The organism is Spirosoma pollinicola, from assembly GCF_002831565.1.
GTDB classification, from domain to species: Bacteria; Bacteroidota; Bacteroidia; order Cytophagales; family Spirosomataceae; genus Spirosoma; species Spirosoma pollinicola.
On the sequence record NZ_CP025096.1, the window covers coordinates 2139870 to 2163896 of the forward strand.

At 48.6% G+C, this 24027-nt stretch carries 18 protein-coding genes; 10 read left to right on the forward strand and 8 right to left on the reverse strand.

Translation table 11 applies throughout. The features are described from left to right. Nucleotide 1: 1 nt before the first annotated feature. A complete protein-coding gene (locus CWM47_RS09145) occupies nucleotides 2-787 on the forward strand; it encodes a DUF2490 domain-containing protein (protein WP_100987689.1) in 786 nt (261 codons plus the stop codon). Nucleotides 788-792: 5 nt separating this feature from the next. Here the strand turns inward: CWM47_RS09145 and CWM47_RS09150 are convergent, their stop codons facing one another. Together CWM47_RS09150 and CWM47_RS09155 are read right to left on the reverse strand one after the other, a co-directional pair. Next, on the reverse strand, nucleotides 793-2061 hold the full coding sequence (locus CWM47_RS09150) for a sensor histidine kinase (protein WP_100987690.1): 1269 nt from the start codon (nucleotides 2059-2061) through the stop codon (nucleotides 793-795). Beyond that, nucleotides 2058-2735, reverse strand: a complete 678-nt coding sequence (locus CWM47_RS09155; RefSeq protein WP_100987691.1) for a response regulator transcription factor — start codon at nucleotides 2733-2735, stop codon at nucleotides 2058-2060. The genes CWM47_RS09150 and CWM47_RS09155 overlap by 4 nt, the downstream gene beginning before the upstream one ends. A 430-nt stretch (nucleotides 2736-3165) precedes the next feature. Between CWM47_RS09155 and CWM47_RS09165 the strand changes: the two genes are divergently transcribed. From CWM47_RS09165 to CWM47_RS09180, 4 genes are all read left to right on the forward strand, one after another. Further along, the gene (locus CWM47_RS09165; RefSeq protein ID WP_100987692.1) at nucleotides 3166-4302 is read left to right on the forward strand and encodes a TlpA disulfide reductase family protein; all 1137 of its coding nucleotides are present in this window, start codon (nucleotides 3166-3168) and stop codon (nucleotides 4300-4302) included. A gap of 240 nt (nucleotides 4303-4542) precedes the next feature. Next, nucleotides 4543-5994, forward strand: a complete 1452-nt coding sequence (locus CWM47_RS09170) for a TolC family protein (protein WP_240625812.1) — start codon at nucleotides 4543-4545, stop codon at nucleotides 5992-5994. Nucleotides 5995-6119: 125 nt separating this feature from the next. Continuing rightward, nucleotides 6120-9347 carry an efflux RND transporter permease subunit gene (locus CWM47_RS09175; protein WP_100987693.1) on the forward strand — a complete coding sequence of 1076 codons (3228 nt, stop codon included), beginning with the start codon at nucleotides 6120-6122 and terminating at the stop codon, nucleotides 9345-9347. Nucleotides 9348-9452: 105 nt separating this feature from the next. Then, a complete protein-coding gene (locus CWM47_RS09180; protein WP_100987694.1) occupies nucleotides 9453-10595 on the forward strand; it encodes an efflux RND transporter periplasmic adaptor subunit in 1143 nt (380 codons plus the stop codon). 65 nt (nucleotides 10596-10660) lie between these two features. Here the strand turns inward: CWM47_RS09180 and CWM47_RS09185 are convergent, their stop codons facing one another. Then, nucleotides 10661-11887 carry an FAD-dependent oxidoreductase gene (locus CWM47_RS09185; protein WP_100987695.1) on the reverse strand — a complete coding sequence of 409 codons (1227 nt, stop codon included), beginning with the start codon at nucleotides 11885-11887 and terminating at the stop codon, nucleotides 10661-10663. A 91-nt stretch (nucleotides 11888-11978) separates the two neighbouring features. Here CWM47_RS09185 and CWM47_RS09190 point away from each other — a divergent pair, with 91 nt between their 5' ends. Next, the gene (locus CWM47_RS09190) at nucleotides 11979-12464 is read left to right on the forward strand and encodes an ankyrin repeat domain-containing protein (RefSeq protein ID WP_100987696.1); all 486 of its coding nucleotides are present in this window, start codon (nucleotides 11979-11981) and stop codon (nucleotides 12462-12464) included. A gap of 94 nt (nucleotides 12465-12558) precedes the next feature. On the opposite strand, the gene CWM47_RS09195 is transcribed toward CWM47_RS09190, so the two are convergent. From CWM47_RS09195 to CWM47_RS09205, 3 genes are all read right to left on the reverse strand, one after another. Continuing rightward, nucleotides 12559-13953 carry a M16 family metallopeptidase gene (locus CWM47_RS09195; RefSeq protein ID WP_100987697.1) on the reverse strand — a complete coding sequence of 465 codons (1395 nt, stop codon included), beginning with the start codon at nucleotides 13951-13953 and terminating at the stop codon, nucleotides 12559-12561. A gap of 3 nt (nucleotides 13954-13956) precedes the next feature. After that, nucleotides 13957-15366 carry a M16 family metallopeptidase gene (locus CWM47_RS09200; protein ID WP_100987698.1) on the reverse strand — a complete coding sequence of 470 codons (1410 nt, stop codon included), beginning with the start codon at nucleotides 15364-15366 and terminating at the stop codon, nucleotides 13957-13959. Nucleotides 15367-15460: 94 nt separating this feature from the next. Next, entirely contained in the window at nucleotides 15461-16177 is a 717-nt protein-coding gene (locus CWM47_RS09205; RefSeq protein ID WP_100987699.1) for an SDR family oxidoreductase, read from the reverse strand. Between the two features lie 229 nt (nucleotides 16178-16406). On the opposite strand from CWM47_RS09205, the gene CWM47_RS09210 reads away from it, so the two are divergent. Beyond that, nucleotides 16407-17795: a glycoside hydrolase family 88/105 protein gene (locus CWM47_RS09210; protein WP_240625814.1), complete on the forward strand. Its 1389-nt coding sequence runs from the start codon at nucleotides 16407-16409 to the stop codon at nucleotides 17793-17795. A gap of 172 nt (nucleotides 17796-17967) precedes the next feature. Here the strand turns inward: CWM47_RS09210 and CWM47_RS09215 are convergent, their stop codons facing one another. Further along, complete coding sequence (locus CWM47_RS09215; protein WP_100987700.1) at nucleotides 17968-18399, reverse strand: nuclear transport factor 2 family protein; 432 nt, start codon at nucleotides 18397-18399, stop codon at nucleotides 17968-17970. A 127-nt stretch (nucleotides 18400-18526) separates the two neighbouring features. After that, nucleotides 18527-20239, reverse strand: a complete 1713-nt coding sequence (locus CWM47_RS09220) for a GMC oxidoreductase (protein ID WP_100987701.1) — start codon at nucleotides 20237-20239, stop codon at nucleotides 18527-18529. 151 nt (nucleotides 20240-20390) lie between these two features. Between CWM47_RS09220 and CWM47_RS09225 the strand changes: the two genes are divergently transcribed. From CWM47_RS09225 to CWM47_RS09235, 3 genes are read left to right on the forward strand one after another with little or no spacing between them, the layout of a single operon-like run. Further along, nucleotides 20391-21137 carry an ATP-binding protein gene (locus tag CWM47_RS09225; protein ID WP_100987702.1) on the forward strand — a complete coding sequence of 249 codons (747 nt, stop codon included), beginning with the start codon at nucleotides 20391-20393 and terminating at the stop codon, nucleotides 21135-21137. Nucleotides 21138-21173: 36 nt separating this feature from the next. Beyond that, the gene (locus CWM47_RS09230) at nucleotides 21174-21575 is read left to right on the forward strand and encodes a hypothetical protein (RefSeq protein WP_100987703.1); all 402 of its coding nucleotides are present in this window, start codon (nucleotides 21174-21176) and stop codon (nucleotides 21573-21575) included. After that, a complete protein-coding gene (locus CWM47_RS09235) occupies nucleotides 21565-23823 on the forward strand; it encodes an ATP-binding protein (protein WP_100987704.1) in 2259 nt (752 codons plus the stop codon). The genes CWM47_RS09230 and CWM47_RS09235 overlap by 11 nt, the downstream gene beginning before the upstream one ends. Nucleotides 23824-24027: the final 204 nt, after the last annotated feature.

Genomic DNA, 24027 nt, shown 5'->3' on the forward strand with positions numbered 1-24027 from the left:
TGTGATTCGTCTTCTTTTTACGCTTAGTTTAGTAAACATCCTGCTTGTCGGTACGTTTAGTCGTTCTGTTGCCCAAACATCCCTTACCCCATCCACAACCTGGGGGTCATGGATGACTGGAACGATACAACTTCCTGCCGGTAAAAGAAAGTGGGGTGGTTTTGCTGAATTACAGGCCCGTTCTAATGGGGTATTTAATCAGTTTTTTTATTTTGACGTAAAAAGCGGTATTACCTACGAGATTGATCGCACCCTTTCGCTAATGGTGGCGGGTGCGCAGGTATCTACATACGATTACAAAGCACTGGCAGATGGGCCGCTTAATACAGAAACCCGGCTATGGGAACAACTGACACTTAATCAGTTTGTGTCTCGTATAAAGTTCGAGCATCGCTATCGGATAGAACAACGCTGGTTCAATTTTCGAAATGGCACAATGCCCTATCGCAATCGAATTCGCTATCGGTTCAATACGCTTTTGCCGCTCAATAACTATACGATTACTAACAAAACGGCCTTCCTGTCAATCTACGACGAGATTTTTGTCAACCCTATTGGTCCCGTTTTTGAGCGTAATCGAATATATGCCGGCGTTGGTTACCAGTTTGATAACCAGTGGATTTTGCAGGTTGGCTGGATGAACCAGACTAACTACGATGCTGCAACCTTCGATAAAGGCATCTTTACGCCTGAGTTGGCAACCGGTAAAAATAATCTGATCATAGGCCTGACCTATCGGCTGAAACGGAAAAATGCCGCAGAAAAGCTACCAACACAGTCCGATTAAGGAGCTTATCTCACTACTCTTTCGAGGCAAAACCGATGAATACCGTTAGTCTCCTCATACGAGATAGTCAAGCCATAGCTGTCCCCTATCTGCCGGATAATTGACAAGCCTAATCCAACCGAATCGGGACTCGCGCTCTCCTTTTTGAACCGCTCGAATAACCGCTCAGGCGATGACTTGAGCACTCCGCCCGTATTGCTCAAATAGAGTTGGTCGGCCGTTGACACCAGTTCAATCTGGCCTGCAGTCTGATTGTGCTTGATTGCATTATTCACCAGATTCGTTACCAGGATATCGGCTAATGTCTGCGGGAGAACCACATCGAATGAAGCTATTATCTGAATGTTTACCGACAGTTTTTTGAACGTCAGCACCTCTTCCATGTCAGTCAACTTTCCGCTTAGTAAACTCGACAAGTCAATCGACTGGCTATCGTTAAATTGTTTATTCTCGATTTTAGCCAGCAACAGTAATCCCTGATTCAGGCGCGATATACGTCGCGACGCGTGATAAATACTCTCAACCCAGTGCGTCTGGATTTCGGTTAGCTGTTCATTTTGAATGAGTTGCTCTACTTTGGCATTGATAAGTGCCAGGGGCGTTTGCATCTCGTGAGAAGCATTTTCGGTAAATTCCTTGAGGCTTCTGTAATCCTGTTGCATCTTGTCGGCCATTTTCTGCAACACGTCGTTCAACTCCCGAAACTCGGTTATCTCGGGCTTCTCTAGCGCCAGTGATGTGCCACTACTCAAATCAAACCCCTTGATTCGCGACAAGGTATCGTAGAACGGATGCCAGAGCCGTCCCGACAGTTTGTTCTGAAACCAGAATGTGCCCACCAGCAGCAGCCCCAGAAAGAGCATCATGGCAAGGGTCATGACTTCAATAAGTCGATAGGTCTGAAGGAGCGATTTTCGAATTTCGACCCGATGCACAACGCCCTGAATGGATTGATAGAACGTTAGCTGCCGAAACGGACTAAGTTCATTATCGTATCGGTTTAGTATGAGCGTATCCGAGAACTCTTCCTGCCGAGTCGAATTGCTATTCACGGGCGTAATTTCAATCTTGTTTTCAACAAAGTAGGGGATGTTCGACCAGGTGTTGTGAGCACGAACATAGGCCTGAAAATCACGCTTTTCGACCCGCAGCCGATTCTCGACTTCATCATAGATCACCAGCCGGATAATCTGGTAAAACGCAATTGCTGTTAGCAGGTAGATGACCAGCGAAAAGGCCAGGTAGATTCGATTGGTTTTGTTGAGTAGCTTCAAAACTGACTGAATTTATAACCGATGCCGTAAATGGATTGCACATAGTCGGCGGAGCCTTTTTCCAGCAATTTCCGGCGCAGGTTTTTGATGTGGGAATACACCATATCGAATGAATCGGCCGAGTCGATATTGTCGCCCCAAAGGTGCTCGGCAATGGATGCTTTAGTCAGTGCTACATCTACATTCGACAGGAAATACAGCAATAAATCATACTCTTTCCGTGATAGGGTCGTCAATTGCCCGGTCACGAAAACTTTACGGGTATGAGGCACCACAGCGATTTCCTGAAACCGAATTTCGGTATGACCGCCAAACTGCCTCCGACGCATCAACGACTTGACACGGGCATTCAACTCCGACAGGTGAAAAGGTTTTGTCAGGTAATCGTCTGAGCCAATTTCCAGCCCTTTTAGCTTATCTTCCAGTGCATTACGAGCTGATATAATGATAACACCGGTTGTGGCGATGAGTTTTTTCAGGGCTTCGATAATCTGAAAGCCGTTGCCATCGGGCAGGGTCAGATCGACGATTACGCAATCGTAGGTGTAGAGGTGAATTTTCTCTTCAGCCTCCCGAAACGTGGCTGCGGTTTCGCATATGTAGCCATCCTTCACCATGTATTCGGTGATACTTTCGGCCAGCCCTTGTTCATCCTCTACCACCAGTACTTTCATAACGTTGCCTTTCCTAACAGGTCGCTAAAATAAGGGGCAATGTTGGAAAGATTCTGGAAGGTACTTGGTGGAATGGGTGAAATAAGTGAAATGAGTAATGTCGGGTCCTGGAACGCCACTACTACTCCACGTTCTTCACCTACTCCACTAAATCTACCATTTCACCAATTCCCCTAAAGCCCTTCAGCAAAATACGTCATTGCCTTATTCAGAAAAGCTGCGTATTCAGGGTTTTCCTGTCCGTTTTGCTGCGTATACCGCAAATCATTGACGAATCAAATGTAGGCTATGACGTAAGGGGAGAGTCAAAAGAAAGTTGATGTTTTTTTCGTATTCATGGCAAAACGTTTGATCCCTAGACTACATGAAGACTTTCAGACGTTTAAAAAATTGACAGACAGCGCGTTTCAAACCTATCAATGATATAAACATGAGCGAACTCTCCAATTATCTGATAATAAATAAAAGGATAAAAAGACAAAGGCATGAAGCCGCCCTCTGGTTAGTCATCGTTTTTGTTTTGGGTGCGCAGGGCAACTTACAGGCTCAATTTAGTAGTACGATAAATGGCTACTTTCCGAAAGCCTGGGAGGGCAAGCAAGCCATGATTGTTGCCAACCCATTGCATCATCCCAAAATCATTGACACCACGACCATCGTTAATCGAAGTGCCACATTTACAATAAATTTAGCAGAGCCCTGCCCGGCTTATCTTTGGGTAGAGGGCAACAAAGACGATATACAGTTTTTCATTGACTCTCCAACGATCTCAATCGGGATTGAATCAGGGCTATTTGGATCGCCTATTATAACGGGGTCGGCCAGTAGTGAACTATGGCCCGAACAACTTACCCATTTGAGACAAGATATTGACATTGAGTCAGATAACCAATCAACTCTGTTCGACGCGTTACGTTCCGGCGATTCACTTAAAGTTTTTTCTCTGGAATACACCAGGGATTCGCTACGAACAATCCGCAAAAATGCAGTAGCGAAACTAATTCTGGAGAAGCCGCAACTGGCATCCAGCTGGTACCTTTTTGCCTCAGACTACTTCCCATACAAGCAAACACTTGAGTTATTTAACGGCCTTACTTTCTTTGCTGGCTACCCATCCTACCAAGAAATTAAAGAGCAACTGGCTCGTAAACAGTTGGGCAATAAAGCTCCCGACTTTAGTTTACCCGGAGAGAACCAGAAAATTGCTCATCTATCAGCCTTGCCCGACCATTTTGTTCTTATCGACTTCTCGATGCGTATTCTAACCGCCTGCCAGAAACGCCATGTCGACTTAAAAAAACTCTACAAAAAATATCACGCTTCAGGGTTGGAAATCATTACCGTATCCGTCGAATTCGACCAATTGGATGGGCAAAATGCAGCGACGAATTACCGATTGCCCTGGATTCAAGTCCAGGACTTTATGGAAAAAGCGGTTGTAACTAAAGACTACGCCGTTCATCAAATGCCAGACAATGTCCTGCTGGATGCCAATAAAATTATGATTGGCCGGGATATGTCGATACAGGAATTGGATATGGTCCTGGAGCAATTAATGAAGAAATGAGGCATGATGTCTTGTACCTAACGGCACGAACAAAAGTTGCGCTGGACCCTTTTACTACAAACATCTCGTCGCTAACGCGACTAAGTCAGATTGAGCAGACTTCACTTTCCTTACTTGTCATTACAAAAGCCGTATAATCTTTCGCACTAATATCCGTTTTCCCAAATGTTTCCAACATTGAGATCGTGTTTTGCAGACACTTGACCGTTCGTAAGCTCAACCGGGGTCAGGTTGTTGCCAATGAAAAACCCACGTTTGGTAAACTTATGTTTTCGTTATGTCCTGCACGAACGCCTAACCGATTTCGGTCATGGCCGAACGGCGGGCACACTGCTCATGCTGACAATGAGCGTTCTTACGTTTCAGGCAAAAGCGCAGGTATTGAACCTGAATCAGGTTGTGGACCAAAGCGTGCGGCAATACCCGTTTCTGAAAGCCAAACAGGCCGAAGTCAGCAGTGCCGAACGACGCGTGCAGGCCAGTCAGACAGATTTACTGCCCACACTCATTGTTCAGGATCAGTACACCTATGCCACCAGCAACAGCCTGAATGGTTCGTTTTTTCCGAACGAAGGGACGAACATTTCGACGTCGGGCGGGGTACGAGCTACCAACGTTTCGCAGGCGAGTTTCGGCAGTTTTACAAGCGCATCTATCGAGTGGCGAGCCATTACGTTCGGGCGCATCAAAGCCAATATAGGCGTTGCGAAAGCTGATCTTCAGCGGAGCCAAGTAGATTATGAAAATGAAATTTTCCAGCATCAGGTTCGCACCATTGATTCGTATCTGCTTTTGCTGATCAACCAGAAACTGGTTCAGATTCAGCGCAGTAATCTGGATCGGGCGCAAACATTCAAGCGGGTGGTCGATGCGGGTGTTCGGTCGGGAATGCGGGCGGGTGTCGATAGCTCGCTGGCTACCGCCGAGGCTGTTCGGGCACGCTTGCTTCTGCTGGGTAGCCAACAGCAGGAACAGGTTCAGCGACTGCGACTATCCGAATTGGCAGGTCAGGTACAGGCCAGTATGCCTGTAGATAGCATGAGTTTTTACACTACGCTTCCCAACGGCAATTTCCTCTCTGACTCGATTTCACCCAAAAATCCAACGCTGCGATTGTTTCAATCGCAGATCAACCTGTCGGCGGCCCGGAGTTTATCCACACAGCGATCGGGGATGCCGACAATATCATTGGTAGGTGTGGGCAATGCCCGTGGCTCGGGCTTTTCCAATCAGGGGGACATTTTTCAGGCGAACCAACTCAATGGCCTTGGTTACCAGGTGGCCAATTATCTGGTGGGCGTTGTGGCCCGCTGGAATCTGACCAATCTAATCCGCACCAACCGGGATTACCACGCCGATCAGTTTCTGGTCGAACGGTCGCGGCAGTTGTTCAATACACAGCGGCTTCAGATTTCCCGCCAGTATCAGGAAGCCGAAACCCAATACCAGGTGGCATTGGAACAGGCCCGGCAGGCACCTGTTCAGCTACAGGCCGCCCGGCAAGCCTACAATCAGGCAAAATCCCGCTACGAAAGCGGCCTGACCGATTTACCAACCTTACTCCAAAGCGTTTTGACGCTCAACCGCGCCGAAGTTGATGGCTATGTATCGGTCAGCAACGTGTGGCGTTTCCTGCTCCTGAAAGCGGCCGCCGAAGGAGATTTGTCGCTATTTATGAATCAGGTGAAATAGGATGGTTGGTTTACGGTAGTCGGTATACGGTCGGCTGACGCGAGCATGGCTGATGCTGGACGTTTTTGCGTCAGCCAACCGAAAACCACAAACCGAAAACCATATACCACAAACCATATAATTATATGTACAACATTATTCGTTCTGCGCTGCGTAAACCCATTTCGGTGGTAGTGGCGGTTATGGGGCTTTTGTTTTTTTCGGTCATGTCGCTGTTCACCATTCCGGTGGATATTTTCCCGAACCTCGATTTGCCCACTATTTATGTGGTGCAGCCGTATGGCGGGATGGCACCCGACCAGATGGACGGCTTTATTGCCACTCGCTATCAGGATCACTTTTTGTATGTGTCGGGTATCCGCGACATTGACGTAAAGACCATTCAGGGGTTATCGCTCATCAAACTTTCGTTCTACCCTGGCACCGATATGGCACAGGCGGCTGCCGAAGTGGCCAACAACGTGTCGCGGGCCAAAGCCTACATGCCCGAGGGCACCGTACCGCCCCAGGTGGTGCGTTTCGATGCCAGTTCGGTGCCGGTGGGGCAGTTGGTTTTCGAAAGCCAAAGTCGCTCGCTGAACGAAATTCAGGATTATGCCTCCTCGCGGGTGCGGCCCATGTTCTCCCGGATTCCGGGCGTATCCAGTCCCCCACCCTTTGGCGGTAACCAGCGAACGGTAATAATCAAGGTGAATCCGCAACTGGTTCGCAGCTATCAGCTTACGCCCGAAGAGGTTATCAAGTCGATTATTACCAACAACCAGCCCTCGCCCGCCGGGAACATCCGTATTGGCGACAGAGCGTTGATGACCCCGGTGAACTCGCTGGTAAAACGGCCCGAAGACTTTCTGAATATACCTATCCGGGTGGGTTCGGGTCCAACGGTCTTCGTTCGGGATATTGGTACGGTAGAGGATGGTGCCGACGTTACGGTGGGTTATGCACTGGTAAACGGCCGTCGGGCGGTGTATATTCCGGTAGTAAAAAAATCGGACGCGTCGACGCTCGATGTGGTGAACAACATCCGCAAAGCCCTGCCCGAACTTCGGGCTGCGGTACCGGAAGATGTCAAGATTTCGTACGAATTCGACCAATCGGTATACGTGACCAACGCCCTGAAAAGTCTGGTGACAGAGGGTATTCTGGGGGCTGTTCTGACAGGTTTGATGGTGCTGCTCTTCCTGCGCGACTGGCGCAGTGTGATCATTGTGGTCGTAACCATCCCGATCTCGATTCTGTCGGCGGTGATTATGCTGAATCTGTGCGGACAAACCATCAATATCATGACCCTATCGGGTCTGGCGCTGGCCATCGGAATTCTGGTCGATCAGGCCACGGTGACGATTGAGAATATTCATCAGCATCTGGAAACCGGCAAGCCCAAAGCGGTGGCGATATGGGATGCCTGTAAGGAAATCGTTTTTCCCGAATTTCTGATTCTGCTGGCGATTCTGGCCGTATTTGCCCCTGCTTTCGTAATGAGTGGTGTGCCGCGTTCCATGTTCCTTCCACTGTCACTCTCGGTTGGCTTTGCCATGATCGCGTCGTTTCTGCTTTCACAAACATTCGTGCCGGTACTGGCCAACTGGCTGCTGAAAAGCCATCCCGAACACGAAGCCCCGACACTGGCACTGGATGCGCAGGAACGCCATGCCATGCTGGAAGAAGGCGCTCACCCGGTAGCCAACGCCAAAGGATTCGAGAAATTCAAACAGCGGTATTCGACGGTGCTCGAAAAAATCCTGAACCGCCGTGGCTTGATTGTGGGTGGCTATCTGGCAGGTACAATGGCCATTATCGTCGTATGCTTTATGGTGATCGGAACGGATATTTTACCCCACGGCAACAGTCACCAGTTTCAGATGCGCCTGCGTATTCCCGATGGCACGCGGGTTGAACGCACCGAAACCGCGACCTTGAAAGTACTCGATATTATTAAGGAATCGGTAGGGGCAGATGCGGTAGAAATTTCATCGGCCTATGTTGGCACAGTACCATCCAGCTACGGAACGTCCAACATTTTTGTGTTCAACAGCGGCCCGCACGAGGCTGTTTTACAAGTATCGTTGAAGGAAGAGCATCCGGTGAAGATGGACGATTTGAAGGAAGATCTCCGGAAACGGATTGCCAAAGCCTTGCCCACGGCCACCATCTCCTTCGAGCCAATTGAGCTGACTGAAAAGATCATGAGTCAGGGCGCGTCGACGCCTATTGAAGTGACGGTTGCGGCCAAAGACCTGAGCGAAGCAGGCCGATTTGCCAACAAGATTCGGGAGCGGATGTTAAAAATTGACTTCCTGCGCGATGTGCAGATTGCCCAGCCACTGGCCTACCCGGTTCTGAAAGTGACGATGAACCGCGAACGGGCGGGCCAGTTGGGCGTAACCTCTACGCAGGTCGCCCGGTCGATGGTGGCGGCAACCTCGTCCAGCCGTTTTACCGATAAAAATCTATGGCTCGATGAATCGAAAGGGCTGGCCTATCAGGTGCAGGTACAGATTCCCGAATATCAGATGAGTAGCGCCAGCGACATTGGCAACATCCCCCTGAAAAGTGGCGAGATGCACCCTGTTCTGTCAGACGTAGCCACGTTTTCGGAAGGGACAGCCCCCGGCGAATACGACCGCGCCGGGCCAAACCGGCTTGTAACGATAACGGCCAACTTGCAGAAAAAAGACCTTGGCACAGCTCGAAAAGCCGTTGAACAGGCTATCAAAGAAGCGGGTGAGCCGCCCCGTGGTGTGCTGGTCGAACTGGGTGGACAAACCACCCTGCTGACCGATACACTGAGCAGTCTGCAAACGGGCTTGCTGGTTGCCATTGTGATTATTTTCCTGTTACTGGCGGCTAACTATCAGTCGTTCAAATTATCGCTGGTGATTCTGGCCGCCATCCCGGCGGTGGTTGCAGGGGCTTTGCTGATGCTGCTGGCCTGTGGGGCCACGCTCAATCTGCAATCCTATATGGGCCTGATCATGTCGGTGGGGGTATCGGTAGCCAACGCTATTCTGATGGTGACTAATGCCGAGAATCTGCGGCTGGAAATAGGCGACACACGCAAGGCTGTGGTGCTGGCCGCCAACAGCCGGATTCGCCCTATTCTGATGACCAGTATCGCCATGATTGCGGGCATGGTGCCAATGGCATCGGGACTTGGCGAAGGGGGTGACCAGATTGCCCCGCTCGGTCAGGCGGTTATTGGCGGATTGATTGCCTCAACGCTGGCGGCTCTGCTGATTTTGCCTTGTGTGTTTACGCAATTCCAGTCAACTGCCACCACGCAATCGGTATCGCTCGATCCGGATGATCCCGAAAGCAAATTCTATCATCGGGAGCTAAGTCCCAGTGTGTAGCCAACATTCGTATGTATCTCCTGTCCACGTTCAATTGAATCAGACATGCATCTCCCAATCATTAATCGCTCTTTCGCACATTCACCCTTTTGTTCTTTTCTGACGATGAAACCGCTAGTAACGCTACTCGGAATTGCCTCCCTTGCCGTTGGGTTTACGGCCTGTTCATCGGCCAGCAGCGACAATAAACCGGCTGCTGCTAAAGAGCCGGAGGTACAACAGGTTGAAGTAACGGCAGTGCAAGCCTTACAGCCCAGCAACCGGGTTATGTTGCCTGGGGAATTGAAGCCCTGGAACAAGGTAAGCATCTACGCCAAAGTAAAAGGTTTTGTGCGCGACATCTCCGTAGACCGGGGCACACTGGTTCGCAAAGGACAGGTGTTGGCCCGACTTGACGCGCCCGAAGTGCTATCGGAACTGAGTCAGGCACAGGCGCAGGTTCAGGCGCAGGAAGCTACGCTGGTGGAGCAAACAACCCGTGCCCGTGCCAGCCGATTGACCTATAACCGGTTGGTGCAAACGGCCAAAATGGAAGGGGCGGTATCAGCCAACGAATTGGATCAGGCACTGGCAAAAATGCAGGGCGACAGCGCGATGGTCGCCGTGGCGCGGGGAACAGTACAGGCTGCCCGCTCCAACTACCAGGCCAAAACCGAACTGCGGCAATACCTCACCATCACGGCTCCCTTCGACGGCATGGTGATTGAGCGGAACATCAGCCCCGGTGCGCTGGTTGGCGCGGGCGATAGCGGCAAACCCCTGTTTGTGCTGGAAGACAGCCGCACCTTACGCCTGACCGTCGCCATTCCCGAAACCTTTGCCAATCAATTACAAACGAAAAGTGCGGTATCCTTCACCGTCAACGCCATGCCTAACCGGCATTTTAATGCAAAACTGGCTCGTTCGGCAGAGAGTCTGGTGGAAGCCAACCGCGCCATGATGGCCGAATTTGATGTTGTTAATGCCTCCCATGAACTCAAATCGGGCATGTATGCCGAGGTGACAATGCCCGTTACCCGCTCAGGCAAAACAATGTTTGTACCGACGACATCGGTGGTCAGTTCGAGCGAAAAAATGTTCGTTATTAAAGTGAACGACAACCGGGCGCAATGGGTATCGGTGCAGAAAGGTAATGTCGTGGATACGCTGGTGGAAGTATTTGGCGACGTACAGGCGGGTATGCCCATCGTAAAAAAAGCGTCGGAAGAGATTCGGGATGGACAAGCCGTGAAGGCAGTGAACATGTAGATGGCAGGTGATATCAGTTTCTTAAATCAGCATCCATCCCAACCTGTATCGCCATAGAAAATGATTCACTTCGTGCGTATATGTTCGGGGCGCGGTCCCACACCAATTAAATAAGCGGGTAGTCTACGAATAAATGGCACCTGCCGGAATAGCCAGAGAATGAAGGGAGGAATGACTGCTGGTTTAACAACAGACGCATTGATCAGTCGCTTATGAACAAAAATCTGACCGGTCTGAATCACTCGTACTGGCCATTGTCGTCGTCGCTGAACACGTGCCAGCTGGTCAATACCTACGCCCCCCTTTTGAAGTGCCGCGGTCAGTTGATTAGCGGTGGCGACGGCATCCTGAACACCCATGTTAACCCCTACTCCACCCGCTGGCGACATGGCGTGGGCCGCATCCCCAATGCAGAGTAGACCGGGTCGATACCACTGCCGCAATCGGTCAATTTTCACGGTTAGCAAGCTGATCTGATCCCAGGTTTTCAACTCCTTTACATAGTCATTTACAAAGGGGGCCAGCTTCCGGATATTATCCTGTAAGGCAACAATACCCCGCTCTTTTATCGACTCATATTGCCCTTTAGGAATGATGTAGCCGCATTGAAAATAATCATGCCGATCAATTAGAACCATAAATTGGCCCGACTTAAAATAGCCCAGCGACATTTCGCCAAGCGCCGGGTCTTTCGGAATCCGTGTCCAGAGTACATCTACAGGTACGCCAAAATCCTGCACAGAGAGGCCCGCTTTTTCCCGAATAATAGACTTTCGTCCATCTGTGCCCACCACCAGATCGGCCCGGATAGTTAGCTCGCCATCGGGCGTGATAGCCTTTACGCCCACAATTTGTTTATTTTCTTCAATCAAATCAGTAGCTTCTGTTTCCAGATGCAGGTGAAACGTGGGGTACTGTTTCGCTTTGTCGGCTAAAAAATTCAGAAAATCCCATTGAGGCATGAAAGCGATAAACTTGCAGTGCGTTGGCAAATGGGCAAAATCGGCGATGGGAATAGTTTTCCCCTCGACTGTTGCCTGAACCGTTCGAAGTTCCTGATGCGGAAGTTGAAGAAATTCATCTAACAGGCCAAGTTCAACCAGTAATTCCAGCGTTGAGGGATGAATGGTATCGCCCCGAAAATCGCGCAGAAAATCTTTGTGTTTTTCCAGAACGACGACCTCAACACCGGAACGCGCCAGCAGAAAACCAAGCATCATTCCGGCCGGTCCACCACCTACGATACAGCAGCGAGTCGTTATTTTTTCCTGACTTTTCGGAGCCTGTATCATAGACTTTGTATGTTTTAAAAGAAACAATCGGTTTTCTGTTGTTTACCTATCTGGTAGCCACAATTTTCAAGAAACTCAATACAGATCTATTATGTCTTTTTCCTCAGACCGACCCGAAGACCTACTTTTCGATGCCGCTCGCAAGGGTGATGTTACCTATATACAACAACTATTAGATGCCGGTGTTAACGTTAATACGTACAACGACAAAGGTTTTACTCCCTTAATTTTAGCGGCCTATGATGGTCATCTGGAAGCGGCAAAGACACTTTTGTCCGCCGGGGCCGATGTAGATGTACAGGACGTGAGCGGCAATACGGCCCTGATGGGTGTTTGTTTTAAAGGCTATTCTGAAATTGCTCAACTGCTAATCGATCAGGGTGCAGACCTGAATTTACAGAATGGCAATGGTGGTACGGCTTTGATGTTTGCTACATTGTTTGGCCGTAATAAGTTAGTAAAAGTCATGCTTGACGCTGGCGCCGATACATCCATTCAGGATGTTCGAGGACTTACCGCTCTTGATTTAGCGATACAACAAAACAACGAAGAAGCCTGGCTATTGCTTCGGGGCTAGACTACTGCCAAACCGATGGCGCAAACAGAAAACGGTGCGGTAGTAGCTGAATGAACCGCCTGCTGCCGCACCGCATCTGTTTCCGGTCAATCAACTACTTGCTCCCCGACAGTTTACCAGCTGGTTTATAGTCCGTTAACTGACCCTCTACTTTGCTGCGATCTCCCACAACGATCACCGTCATATTCTGTGGGTTGATGTATTTCTGGGTAACCTGTTGCACTTGGTCCGGCGTAATAGCCATAACGTTTTTAACGTAATTAGTCAGGTAACTTTCATCTAATCCGTGAAAATCCACGAACGACAATTGATTAATAATACCCATCGGGCTGGAATTTCTAAGCACAAAAATCCCGGATTCATAATTCTGAATACCCGTTAACTCCGCCTTCGACGGGGCCGTACTTCGCAACAGGTTCACTTCTTTCATGATTTCATTCAGCGACGCCCCCGTGTTGGCCGTCGTTACGTCGGCGCGTTCAGTCCAGGTGCCCCCCCGGTAGTAACTATTGATCGAGCTGTAAGGCGAGTAGGTATACCCTTTGTTTTCCCGGATGTTGCTCGTAATACGCGATCCAAATGAACCACCCAGTAACGAGTTGGCCACAACCATCGACACGTAGTCTGGCTGCGACGGGTCAAGTATGGGCAGTCCCACGATGAGGGTCGACTGGGGTGCGCTGGGGCGGTCAATCAAAGCAAACCCCTTGTTTGTAGATGGTTTGGCAATCGGTATTTCCAGGGCTGGCCCTTTACGCCAGCTACTCAGCGATGTACGAATGGCTTTTTCAACGGCACCTTCATCAAATTTACCGGCTACATACACTTGCGTACGCTGCGCTCCAAACTGGGCATCATAGAAACCACGTATTTTGGCCAGATCATAATTGGCAATCATCTCTACGGTTGGATAAATCCGACCGTAGGGTTGGTCAGGGTACATAGCGGCTGCAAACTTCTCGTTGGCCTGCGACTGCGGGCGGTCTTTCTGCACGGTTAACTGCCGCTTGAGATCCGCTTTCAGCCGGTCGACTTCCGAAGCCGGGAACCGGGGATTCATCAGCACATCGGCCAGCAGGCTCACCAGAGCGGGCGCATATTCCGACAGCACCGAGCCCGACACCATCATGGCGCTGAAATTAGAACTTATGGATAATGAGCCACCCATCCGGGCTACCTCTTCCGACAGGGCCTGTGCTGTGCGGGAGGTTGTTCCTTCCTGCATCAACTGGGCCAGCAGGTCGGAGAGCCAGCTTTCGTTGGCTTTTTCGTGCATGTTTCCTGTGCGCACAATCATCGTAATGGTTACCTTCGGAACAGTGCCGTAGGGTACCATTGAGGCCTTTAATCCGTTTTCCAGGGTAATCACCTGCCGCTTTGGCAAAATAAAATCCTTGGGTTTGCCACCTTCAGGCGGGGTTTGTTTCTGAGCCATTACCGAACCCGCCAGTAAGGTTAGGCCCGTGAGCAATAAGAGGATGCGCTTCATGGATTAATTAGCTTTTTTAACAGGTTCGAGCAACAGGAGCGTGCGATTGGCCGGGCGCAGGTATTCGCGAACGGTGCGCTGAATGAGAGCGGGGGTTATCTTCCGAAATTCGTCTTCGAGGGAGTTGATTCGATCCGGCTTATTATCGAAAAGGGCAAGCGAAGCCAGCATGTCAGCCCGGCCGAATCCAGAACTGATCTCATCGTATAGGGTAGACCGGAGCTTTACCCGCGCCAGGTCTAACTGCGCCTGTGTGACACCGTTTTTGTCAATGTCGGCAATGACCTGGTCCAACTGCCGCACGACTGAATCGGCAGGTACGGTACTGTCATGAATCAGATCGCCCATCCAAACCATCGGGCCTTTGTAGTTAAACATGTTGCCCAGATAGTTGATACCGCCAGATACCGTACTGGTATATCCTTTTTTCTGCACCAGTGCCTGATAGAGCTTACTGTCGTTCCCCTGTAACAGCAACTGATCGAGCAGGCCCATGGCGTAGTATTCGGGGGTATTCCGATCCGGCATGTGATAGGCGAATGCCAGTGCGGGTTTAGTTGCCAGCGAATCTTTCTTGATAGCCCGCTTTTCCTTCTGCTGACGGGGCTCCGAAATATCGGGCTGGGTAGGTAGTTGCACGGATGGAATACCGGCAAAATATTTTTCGACAAAACGCTTAGCCTCGGCGGGTTCAAAGTCGCCTACAATTGCCAGAACGGCGTTGTTAGGCACATAATACGTTTTAAAGAATTTCTTTACGTCGTCTAATTTAGCGGCATCGAGGTCTTTAAGATCGCCATAAAAATTATGCGCATTATACCAGTTGGTGTTCGCGTACTGCGGCATATCCAGCCACGGAAAACCACCGTAGGGCGCATTGAGTACGTTGACCCGTACTTCACTCTTCACAACTCCCTGCTGGTTGGTCAGATTATCCTGCGTAATGGCTAATCCCTTCATACGGTCCGCTTCGGCCCATAGGGCGGTTTCCATCTTGTGCGCCGGGAGCGTTTCAAAATAGTTGGTAAAATCAAAACGAGTGGAGCCGTTCAGAATGCCCCCGTTCTTCTGCACCAACTGAATAAACTCCATTTTCCCTAAATTCTGCGAGCCCTGAAACATCATATGCTCAAAGAGGTGGGCGAAGCCGGTACGATCTTTCGGCTCAATTCGAAAGCCGATGTTGTAGTACACTGCCGTGGTTACGGTTGGACTAGTGTGGTCGGGCGACAACACGACCCGCAATCCATTGGGTAGCTTGTAATAGTCGACTGGAATATCAAACCCGGCAACGGGTGCTTTAGCGGCTGGTACCGTCTGCCCATAGAGTGCCGGAGTCGTTAATAAAGCCAGCAAAAAGAAGCCGAGAAAGTGGCTTAGTGAGCTGGTCATTTGTACCTTGGTGAGGAGCATAGTAAAAGAGTTAGTGTTCCTCACCAAGATAAGCCAATTTTCAATTGATCATCAATGTTTTTAGTTAAATGGTAAAACGCATTGATGAAGCTTACTACTTCCCTCCCGGCCGCGTAGGGCGAACTTCAATCTTACTGGGAAGCGTCCGGGCAGGCATGTGAATAAGATCAGCCACGATCTGCCCAATGTCTTCGGGTTGAATTTTCCAGGCGTCTTTCTCATTCGGTTCGTGGTCATTGAAATAGGTCGCTACAGAGCCGGGCATGATGGTCGTCACTTTGATCCCTTCGCTACGCAAATCAAGCATAATGGCCTGCGAGAAACCAACCAGGCCAAATTTACTCGCGTTATAAGCCGCTCCTTTTTCAAAGAAATTCGTACCGGCCAAACTCGCGATAGAGATAAAATACCCTTCAGTTTGTTTCAACGAAGCCAGCGTGGCTTTTGCCGTATAGAAAACACCCGTGAGGTTAATGTCAATGGTTTCGTGCCATTGCTCGGGAGTAAGCTCCTGAATTGACGCAAAATGACCTACGCCCGCATTGGCAATCACGTAGTCGAGTTGATGCCATTTGGCCAGTATGGTTGCCACAGCCTGCTCCTGGGAGGCCAGATCGCGCACATCGGCGGCAATACCCAGCGCATAGCCGGGTTTGATTTCATTGAGTTTAGCGGCTGCCAGTTCGGCCGCTACCGACGAACGGCTGGTAATGGCCACTTTAATACCGTCACGAATTAGAACCTCCGCAATGCCGTAGCCAATGCCTTTTGAGCCACCCGTGATGAGTGCAATTTTGGTGTTATCTGCCATGAATGAAACAACTTTTTAATGAATTAGCGAGTAAATCGCCTGTAAAAACAACCCGGCAACGAACCCGAAAGTTTTGTGCAGGCTGTTCCTATTTTGAATCTGGCAGGAGGGTACATGATAGAACGCCAGTAGAGTTTGGCAATATTTGGTCTATTATAAACAGCAGTTGTTAATTAACCCACCGCAATCCGTATTTCTAAACGCTCGATTTGCAACACCTATCATGTTCATGTCTATATCCAGAGCCCGCTTCGTAACCTGTCGTCCAGTGGGTTTACTTCTCGCTGGCTTGCTTGCCTGCGGCACACTCCATGCCCAACCTGGTGCCCCTAAAGCCAACGACTCTACCACGCCCCTGCATTTGCTCCAGCCTGATTACCCGGTTCCCTACGGTCAGCCAAAACTTGAGGATGTCACGAAGGTACTCGATCGAATCTATACCTATCTAGAAGCCAATACGCCTACGCAACTCATTGATAAAGAGACAAAAAAAGATATAACATCCGGTGGCACTTTCAACCAAAACGCCATTTTCAAACCGGGCGATTTCCGGCTGATTAGTTATGAATGGGGCGTCACGTATTCCGGCATGTTACTGGCCAGTGAAGCGACCGGCGATGCCAAATACGCTGATTATACAAACAAACGGCTTCAGTTTATTGCCGATCAGGTGCCGTATTTCCGCGCTCAGGTGACGGCCGATCCGAAGGCCAACACGCCTATGCGGGCGGTAATGGCCCCCCACGCCCTAGATGATGCCGGTGCCATGTGTGCCGCCATGATCAAGGCCAGTCGCGCCGGTGGTGTGAAAGCCAATCTACGGCCCATGATCGATAATTACATCAACTACATCCAGACAAAAGAATACCGGTTAGCGGACGGAACCTTGGCCCGCAATCGGCCCCAACCGAACACGCTCTGGCTCGATGACCTGTTTATGAGCGTTCCGGCACTGGCGCAGATGGGCAAACTCACCGGCGACAAAAAATATTACGACGAAGCCGTGAAGCAGGTTACGCAGTTTTCAAAACGGATGTTTAACCAGCAGAAAGGATTGTACATGCATGGTTGGGTTGAAGGCATGACCGTACACCCCGAGTTTCACTGGGCGCGGGCCAATGGCTGGGGTATCCTGACCGCCGTTGAATTATTGGATGTGCTGCCCGCCAACCACCCCGGCCGACCGGCTATTCTTGATTTATTGAAAGCTCATGCCAAAGGGTTGGCGGCCCAGCAGTCGGGTTCAGGATTCTGGCACCAGCTGCTCGACCGGAACGATTCCTATCTGGAAACATCGGCAACGGCTATCTATGTTTACTGCTTTGCGCACGCTATTAATCAAGGCTGGCTCGATCCGCTGGCGTATGCCCCGGCAACCTTACTTGGCTGGAACGCGTTAGCCACAAAAGTTACCCAAAACGGTCAGGTTGAAGGCGTTTGCGTGGGTACGGGTATGGGTTTTGACCCGGCATTCTATTATCACCGACCCATTAATCCGTATGCAGCTCACGGGTATGGCCCGGCACTATTGGCGAGTGCAGAGGTAATAAAGATGCTAAAAAACAAGACATTTGAAATCAATGATAGCTCTCTGCAATTGACTCAGAAAAGTAAATAAGTGAACTAATGATGGGTGTGCAGGTGAGTTCAGAAGAGTGAAGTCAAAAAAAACGTCTATATTGTCAATACGTTATATCATAGGTTACGTTATTATCAGACAAGCCCACCTGACTTCAGATGGGCTTGTTTCTTTCAAGAACGCTTGTGTTAGCGCGTGTAGGGCTATTTTATTAGATTTTTACGGCCTGACGGGCCAGTAATTTCCAGCTTCCTTTTTGTTTCACCCATACCAAAAGCACTGCCAATTTTGCGGTACCGGGTTTTCCGTCGTTTGCCGTTTCAGCCATCAATTTATGCCGTACCATAGCGGTATTATCGACAATCGAAATAGTTTGTTCGGTTAGGTCGATAGTTTTGAAATCCGATGAACCACTCGTAAGGGCTTCAATAAATTCCTTTTTATCTTCCAGTTTTCCTGTCGAATGCCCGTAGCTTAATTCATTGGCTGCAATCGACTCAAGCTTGCCCTTATCGGGGTCGATCATCAGCAACCGCAGTTGCTGAACTGCACTTTCAACGGCAGCCTGTTCTTTACCCTGCGCCTGAGCATTGATGGTGAATACACCACACAGGGCAATAAGTGTCAATAAAATGGTTTTCATAAATATCGTCGTAAAGACTTTAGGAATTGGTTTAACGAAGGCGAAACGGCCCACGCCGTATCTATACTAAAAGTCAGATTGGAAATTTTTTACCTTACTGTATAGAATATGGTCTTTGCCGGAGAGCTTACAAATTACCCTTCTTCATTTCGCTCACGGCAAAGTTTGCGGCCCGCGCCGTCAACGCCATAAAAGTAATCGAGGGGTTTTGCGTACCGGTCGATGTCATGGCCGCGCCATCCGTCACGAACACATTCTTAACGCTGTGCAGCTGATTATGGGCGTTTAGCAACGACGTTTTCGGATCACGACCCATGCGCACACCACCCATTTCATGAATATCGAGGCCGGGATTTCGGTGATCGTCATATGGATTGATATGTTTACAGCCCGCTTTTTCCAGCATATCGGCTCCCTGCTCCAGAAAATCTTTCATGACTTTCAGATCATTGTCGGTATAGTCGATTGATGTGACAAGCTGCGGAATTCCCCACGGGTCTTTCTGGTCGCTGCTAAGCCGAACCTGGTTTTCGTAGCGGGGAACGGTTTCGGCCTGCATCATCATGAACACGTGCCAGGCACCGGGGTCACTCAGTTTATCTTTGAAGTCAGCGCCGAATCCCTCCTGCCCGGTTCCGCGTTGCCAATTGCCCCGGGCCGCGCTAAAGGCTACCATATAGCCCCGCTGAAAGTCTGTTTCCTGCTTACGAACATTTCGAAAGTTGGGCATAAAGGCCGTTGTTGGCCGACGGCCATAATAATAGCCGTCGTCAAAGCCCTCATAATCGGCCACGATATTACCCCGGTAGTTATGGAAGGCAACATAGCGGCCCAACACACCACTATCATTGCCCAGCCCATTTGGGAAACGACGGGACGTTGAATTAAGCAGAACCAGATTCGTATTCAGACAAGCCGCATTGACGAAGATGATGCGGGCATAATACTTCGTCATCTGCTTCGTATGGGTATCAATGACCCGAACGCCGGTTGCTTTCTTTTTGGCATCGTCATAAATAATTGAATGCACCACCGAATCGGGCCGCAGGGTCATCTTTCCCGTTTTAGCCGCCCACGGAATGGTCGATGAGTTACTGCTAAAATACCCGCCATACGGGCAACCCCGATAGCATAGATGACGGGCCTGGCACTGCGCTCGTCCCTGATCGTAGTGAATCTGTTTCGGCTCTGTCAGGTGGGCGCATCGGCCAATGATCACATGGCGGTCCTTGTACTGTTCAGCAACGCGTTTCTGAATGTGTTTCTCCACGCAGTTTAGCTCCCAGGGCTTTAAAAATTCTCCATCGGGCAGGGTTTCCAGCCCGTCTTTGTTGCCGCTGATGCCCACGAATTTCTCGACATGACTATACCAGGGAGCTATGTCTTCGTAGCGGATGGGCCAGTCGACGGCGGCACCATCGCGGGCGTTGGCTTCAAAATCGAATTTACTCCACCGCTGCGTTTGCCGCGCCCATATCAACGACTTGCCGCCAACCTGATAGCCACGAATCCAGTCGAACGGTTTTTCCTGCACATAGGGATGCTCGGCATCTTTTACAAAAAACTGTTGGGTGCCTTCGTCCAGTGCATAACACTTGGTCGCAATCGGATTTTCTTTATCAAAAGCCTCTGGCATGCGATTTCGGTGCGAAAACTCCCAGGGATTGAGCGTAGCCGTGGGGTAATCGACAATGTGTTTCACATCTCGTCCGCGTTCAAGCACGAGGGTCTTCAACCCTTTTTCGCACAGTTCTTTAGCCGCCCAGCCGCCACTAATTCCAGAGCCGACTACGATGGCATCGTAGGTACGGGCGGCTTTCGCATCACCGATTATGTTCATAATGGTAGTATTCTTGGTATAAGTAAAGATACGTAAGGCCCTCGATTACTCTGTATTTGTAAAGGCAATATTCACTTAACAATAAAACTATTGTCAAATAATTTGACAATAGTTTTATTGTTAATAAATTTGACAAAAAATTCATTGTCAAATGAGGAATATCATTGGTCAAGCAGTATCAGGGAAGGATTTCTTTGAACGGCCACAATTAATCAATCAAATACGCCGGGCCATTCGGAATGGCAGTTCAATCTATTTATCAGCACCCCGGCGAGTAGGTAAGACGTCAATCATGAACTTCCTCCAGGATAATCCTGAGCCTGATCACCACTACGTATATGTAATTACGCAATCCATTGATTCTGTGGATAATTTCTACAAGGAATTAGCTAAGCAGGTCATTGATAGTCCGGCTTTCCGTACAATGTCAAAGATTACAGACACGTTGAAGAAAGTTGCGAGTGGACTACTGAACCGGGTAAACCTGAAAGTTTCCATTCCGTTTCTTGATGTTTCACTCGACAAAGGAGAAGCGATCAACTTCCAAACAGACTTGGAAAAACTACTGGAGGAGATTGATTTGAATGGCGGTAAACTTATTATCATGGTTGATGAATTTACAGAGACAATCGACAATATTTTGTTAAAGCATGGCAAACAGGAAGCCCGGCGATTTCTGCAAACATTTCGTGAGCTGATGCACAACCGTAAGTTGACAGACAAAGTACAATTTTTGCTAACCGGGTCGATTGGTCTGCAACCGTTAGTCAGGAAGCTGGAAGCCAGCGATCTTGTCAATCAGCTCAAGTACATTGATATTCCACCATTAACGGAAGACGAAGCATGCACACTTTTCCGGCAACTGATTGACGTGGAAGAAATTCAAATTGATGACTAAACAATTCATTTTATCCTCCAAAAGATTGACTGGTTAATGCCGTTTCATGTTCAACTACTGGTACAAGAAGTAATTGATGTATTTGAAAGTAGTGGCAATCCAATTCACCAGGAAAAAGCCGAGAAAGCGTTTCAGCAGGTTTTTCATCAGCGAAACAAAATCTACTTTGAACAGTATTATGAACGACTAAAAAAACGGCTCGAACCCGGTGCAGAATACCTATTTGTGCATGATGTATTAAACCAGGCGACCGAAGAAATACCGCTTGAGAAATCCGTCGTTCACGATATGGCTGTCAAACATGGAATTGCTGATAGCTACAAAGCCACAATTGAGTCGCTGGAATATGACGGTTACTTACACCAAACCGACGACAATAAAGCTTATCGCTTTAACTCATCTATTCTTAAATTCTGGTGGAAGAAATATGTCTCCTAACTCGCAACCGCTGATTGCTACAATCTACAATCCGCACAATCAAAGCAAAGAAGCGCTGATTGCCGGGTTCATTGCCCGTAAGCAAAAATTCGAGCGTCTTTTTCGAGACATTCGCGATTCGCCAATGGTAAAACCCGAACAAAACTACCTCATTCAGGGTATTCGGGGTATGGGCAAAACGACGCTCCTGTTACGCCTTGCGTATGAAGTCGATAACACCCCAGAGCTAAGGCAACACCTGGTTCCAGTCGTATTCAACGAAGAAGAATACGGCATTGGCTCACTGGCCGACGTTTGGGAACGCACGGCTCAATACTTGGGCGAAACCGATGCATCATTTGTGGATTTATACGACACTATGACGCAACGGTATGGCGAAGCTGATTATGAACAGCAAGCTTTTCAAACACTCATTGTTGCGCTCCAGCAACAGAATAAAAAGCTACTCTTACTCATTGACAACGTAGGTGATGTTCTGAAAAAACTGGACACACAGGAAGAACAGCGCCTGCGTGAAGTGTTACTTACCACACCTGAACTACGCCTAATCGGTGCCACATCGGTGGTTATCGAACAAGTCCATGACTATACCAAACCCTTCTACGAGTTCTTCAAAATCATTCATTTAGATGGTCTGACGCAACAGGAAGCCATTGAGTTATTTGCGAAACTGGGCGAAACCTACCACGCCGAGGCCGTGCAGCAATTGATTCAACGTCAGCCGGGCCGCATTGAAGCCATCCGCCGACTAACGGGGGGCGTCATTCGGACTATGGTGTTGCTCTTTGAAATTATGGTTGAGAACGATTCGGGGTCCGTTTTCCGTGACCTCGAAGTTTTGCTCGACCGTGTGACGCCCCTATATAAACACCGCATGGATGATCTTCCGGCGCAGCAACAAAAGATTGTAGCCGCGCTAGCTCAGGCATGGGATGCCGCCAGCGCGAAAGAACTAGCTCAGGCAGTGCGATTAGAGAGCAAAGTTGTTTCGGCGCAATTAAAGCAGTTAATCAATAGTGGCCTTGTCGAAAAAGTAGAGACCAACACCAAAAACCACCTCTACCGACTCGAAGAACGGTTCTTCAATATCTGGTATCTCATGCGCTTCGGTCGAAAAACCGACCAGCGGATATTATGGCTAGTTCGCTTCTTTGATACGATGTTTGAAGGAGATTCTGAGTGGATGCACGAGCGAATAGACGGGCATTTGCAGGCAATTGAACTCGGGAAACTAGACCCAGAAGCTGCTTTGTATTTGACGACGGCGTTCGCGGAATTGGTGAAGAATGAGGAGGTAGAAGATGTATTGAAGAGGAAAACAATTATTTACTTGTCAAAATCTGGAAGAGTTGACTTAGTTAATGATTTGTCAGAATCAAAATATGAGCGGGTAAATTACTTACTCGAAATCGAACAGTACCAACAAGCGATAGTAATTTTAGAGAAGTTTAACAATAGAAGTTACCAAAATTTATTAGATCTTACCACATGTCATTTGTTTCTTAATAATCTAGATAGAGCGAGAGAGATAGCTATAGAAATCCTTCTTACTCAATCCATAGACCATAAGCAAATGAAGCTCAAGGCCTCAGAATTCGAAGAAGAAAAAGTATCAAAGGGTTCATACACAACGATAAGAATGCTCGTATCCCTTCTTATTGTTTTAGGGATTGTGGTTGTACTATTTACACGTTATTCTGAGGTGGATAATATGATTGAGATAAACACAGAAGACTCTGATATTTTCTCATCAAATTTGAAAGCCGATTTAAGCTCTGAGGTTGCCCTAAGATACTTTTTAATTAACAACAGTAGTAGGAAAGTAACTGCATACAAACTTATAAGTGATATTAGTCATACTGATAGCGATTTAGATGATAAACAAACTAGAACTTTAATTGCGAAGAGGATTATAGAGCTTTGGAACAATAAATATGAAGAATTGTACAAATTAATACCTCTACATAAATCCCCCCCTTTAAAAGCTTCTCATAAGCAAAAAGGAGCTGACGTAGCCACATTGTTCTTGTTCCTTCTGCTCGCAAAAAAACAATACCACACTGCTTACAATTACTTCGCTCAGGAAGAATGGCAATTAAAAGATCGTTTCAAGCCGCTCTATTATGCCACCCTGTTTTTCCTCAAAGACGAGTACCCAACGGAGTACCTGCGCATGGGGCCGGAACTCAAAGAAACTGTTGACGATGTGCTTACCGAAGTTGCTCAGATGGCTATTGACTACGCTTAAGACCACCAGTACAAAATCTACTAAAATTATAGATTTCTCCAAACAACCGCCGTTGCTTTTGGCTTATTGAGGGTGAAGCTGTTTAAACTTTTAAAATCAGGCCCGAATTAGGCGTTTTTTGTCATGCTGACGAAGGAAGCATCTTCGGGATATACACTAATTGCTGTTAACGAAGATGCTTCCTTCGTCAGCATGACAAAAAAC

Excerpts from the sequence above, each read along its gene's own strand:
- CWM47_RS09155 (WP_100987691.1), bottom strand. The coding sequence starts at position 2,735 with ATGAAAGTACTGGTGGTAGAGGATGAACAAGGGCTGGCCGAAAGTATC.
- CWM47_RS09165 (WP_100987692.1), top strand. The coding sequence starts at position 3,166 with ATGAGCGAACTCTCCAATTATCTGATAATAAATAAAAGGATAAAAAGA.
- CWM47_RS09170 (WP_240625812.1), top strand. The coding sequence starts at position 4,543 with ATGAAAAACCCACGTTTGGTAAACTTATGTTTTCGTTATGTCCTGCAC.
- CWM47_RS09175 (WP_100987693.1), top strand. The coding sequence starts at position 6,120 with ATGTACAACATTATTCGTTCTGCGCTGCGTAAACCCATTTCGGTGGTA.
- CWM47_RS09180 (WP_100987694.1), top strand. The coding sequence starts at position 9,453 with ATGAAACCGCTAGTAACGCTACTCGGAATTGCCTCCCTTGCCGTTGGG.
- CWM47_RS09185 (WP_100987695.1), bottom strand. The coding sequence starts at position 11,887 with ATGATACAGGCTCCGAAAAGTCAGGAAAAAATAACGACTCGCTGCTGT.
- CWM47_RS09190 (WP_100987696.1), top strand. The coding sequence starts at position 11,979 with ATGTCTTTTTCCTCAGACCGACCCGAAGACCTACTTTTCGATGCCGCT.
- CWM47_RS09195 (WP_100987697.1), bottom strand. The coding sequence starts at position 13,953 with ATGAAGCGCATCCTCTTATTGCTCACGGGCCTAACCTTACTGGCGGGT.
- CWM47_RS09200 (WP_100987698.1), bottom strand. The coding sequence starts at position 15,366 with ATGCTCCTCACCAAGGTACAAATGACCAGCTCACTAAGCCACTTTCTC.
- CWM47_RS09205 (WP_100987699.1), bottom strand. The coding sequence starts at position 16,177 with ATGGCAGATAACACCAAAATTGCACTCATCACGGGTGGCTCAAAAGGC.
- CWM47_RS09210 (WP_240625814.1), top strand. The coding sequence starts at position 16,407 with ATGTCTATATCCAGAGCCCGCTTCGTAACCTGTCGTCCAGTGGGTTTA.
- CWM47_RS09215 (WP_100987700.1), bottom strand. The coding sequence starts at position 18,399 with ATGAAAACCATTTTATTGACACTTATTGCCCTGTGTGGTGTATTCACC.
- CWM47_RS09220 (WP_100987701.1), bottom strand. The coding sequence starts at position 20,239 with ATGAACATAATCGGTGATGCGAAAGCCGCCCGTACCTACGATGCCATC.
- CWM47_RS09225 (WP_100987702.1), top strand. The coding sequence starts at position 20,391 with ATGAGGAATATCATTGGTCAAGCAGTATCAGGGAAGGATTTCTTTGAA.
- CWM47_RS09230 (WP_100987703.1), top strand. The coding sequence starts at position 21,174 with ATGCCGTTTCATGTTCAACTACTGGTACAAGAAGTAATTGATGTATTT.
- CWM47_RS09235 (WP_100987704.1), top strand. The coding sequence starts at position 21,565 with ATGTCTCCTAACTCGCAACCGCTGATTGCTACAATCTACAATCCGCAC.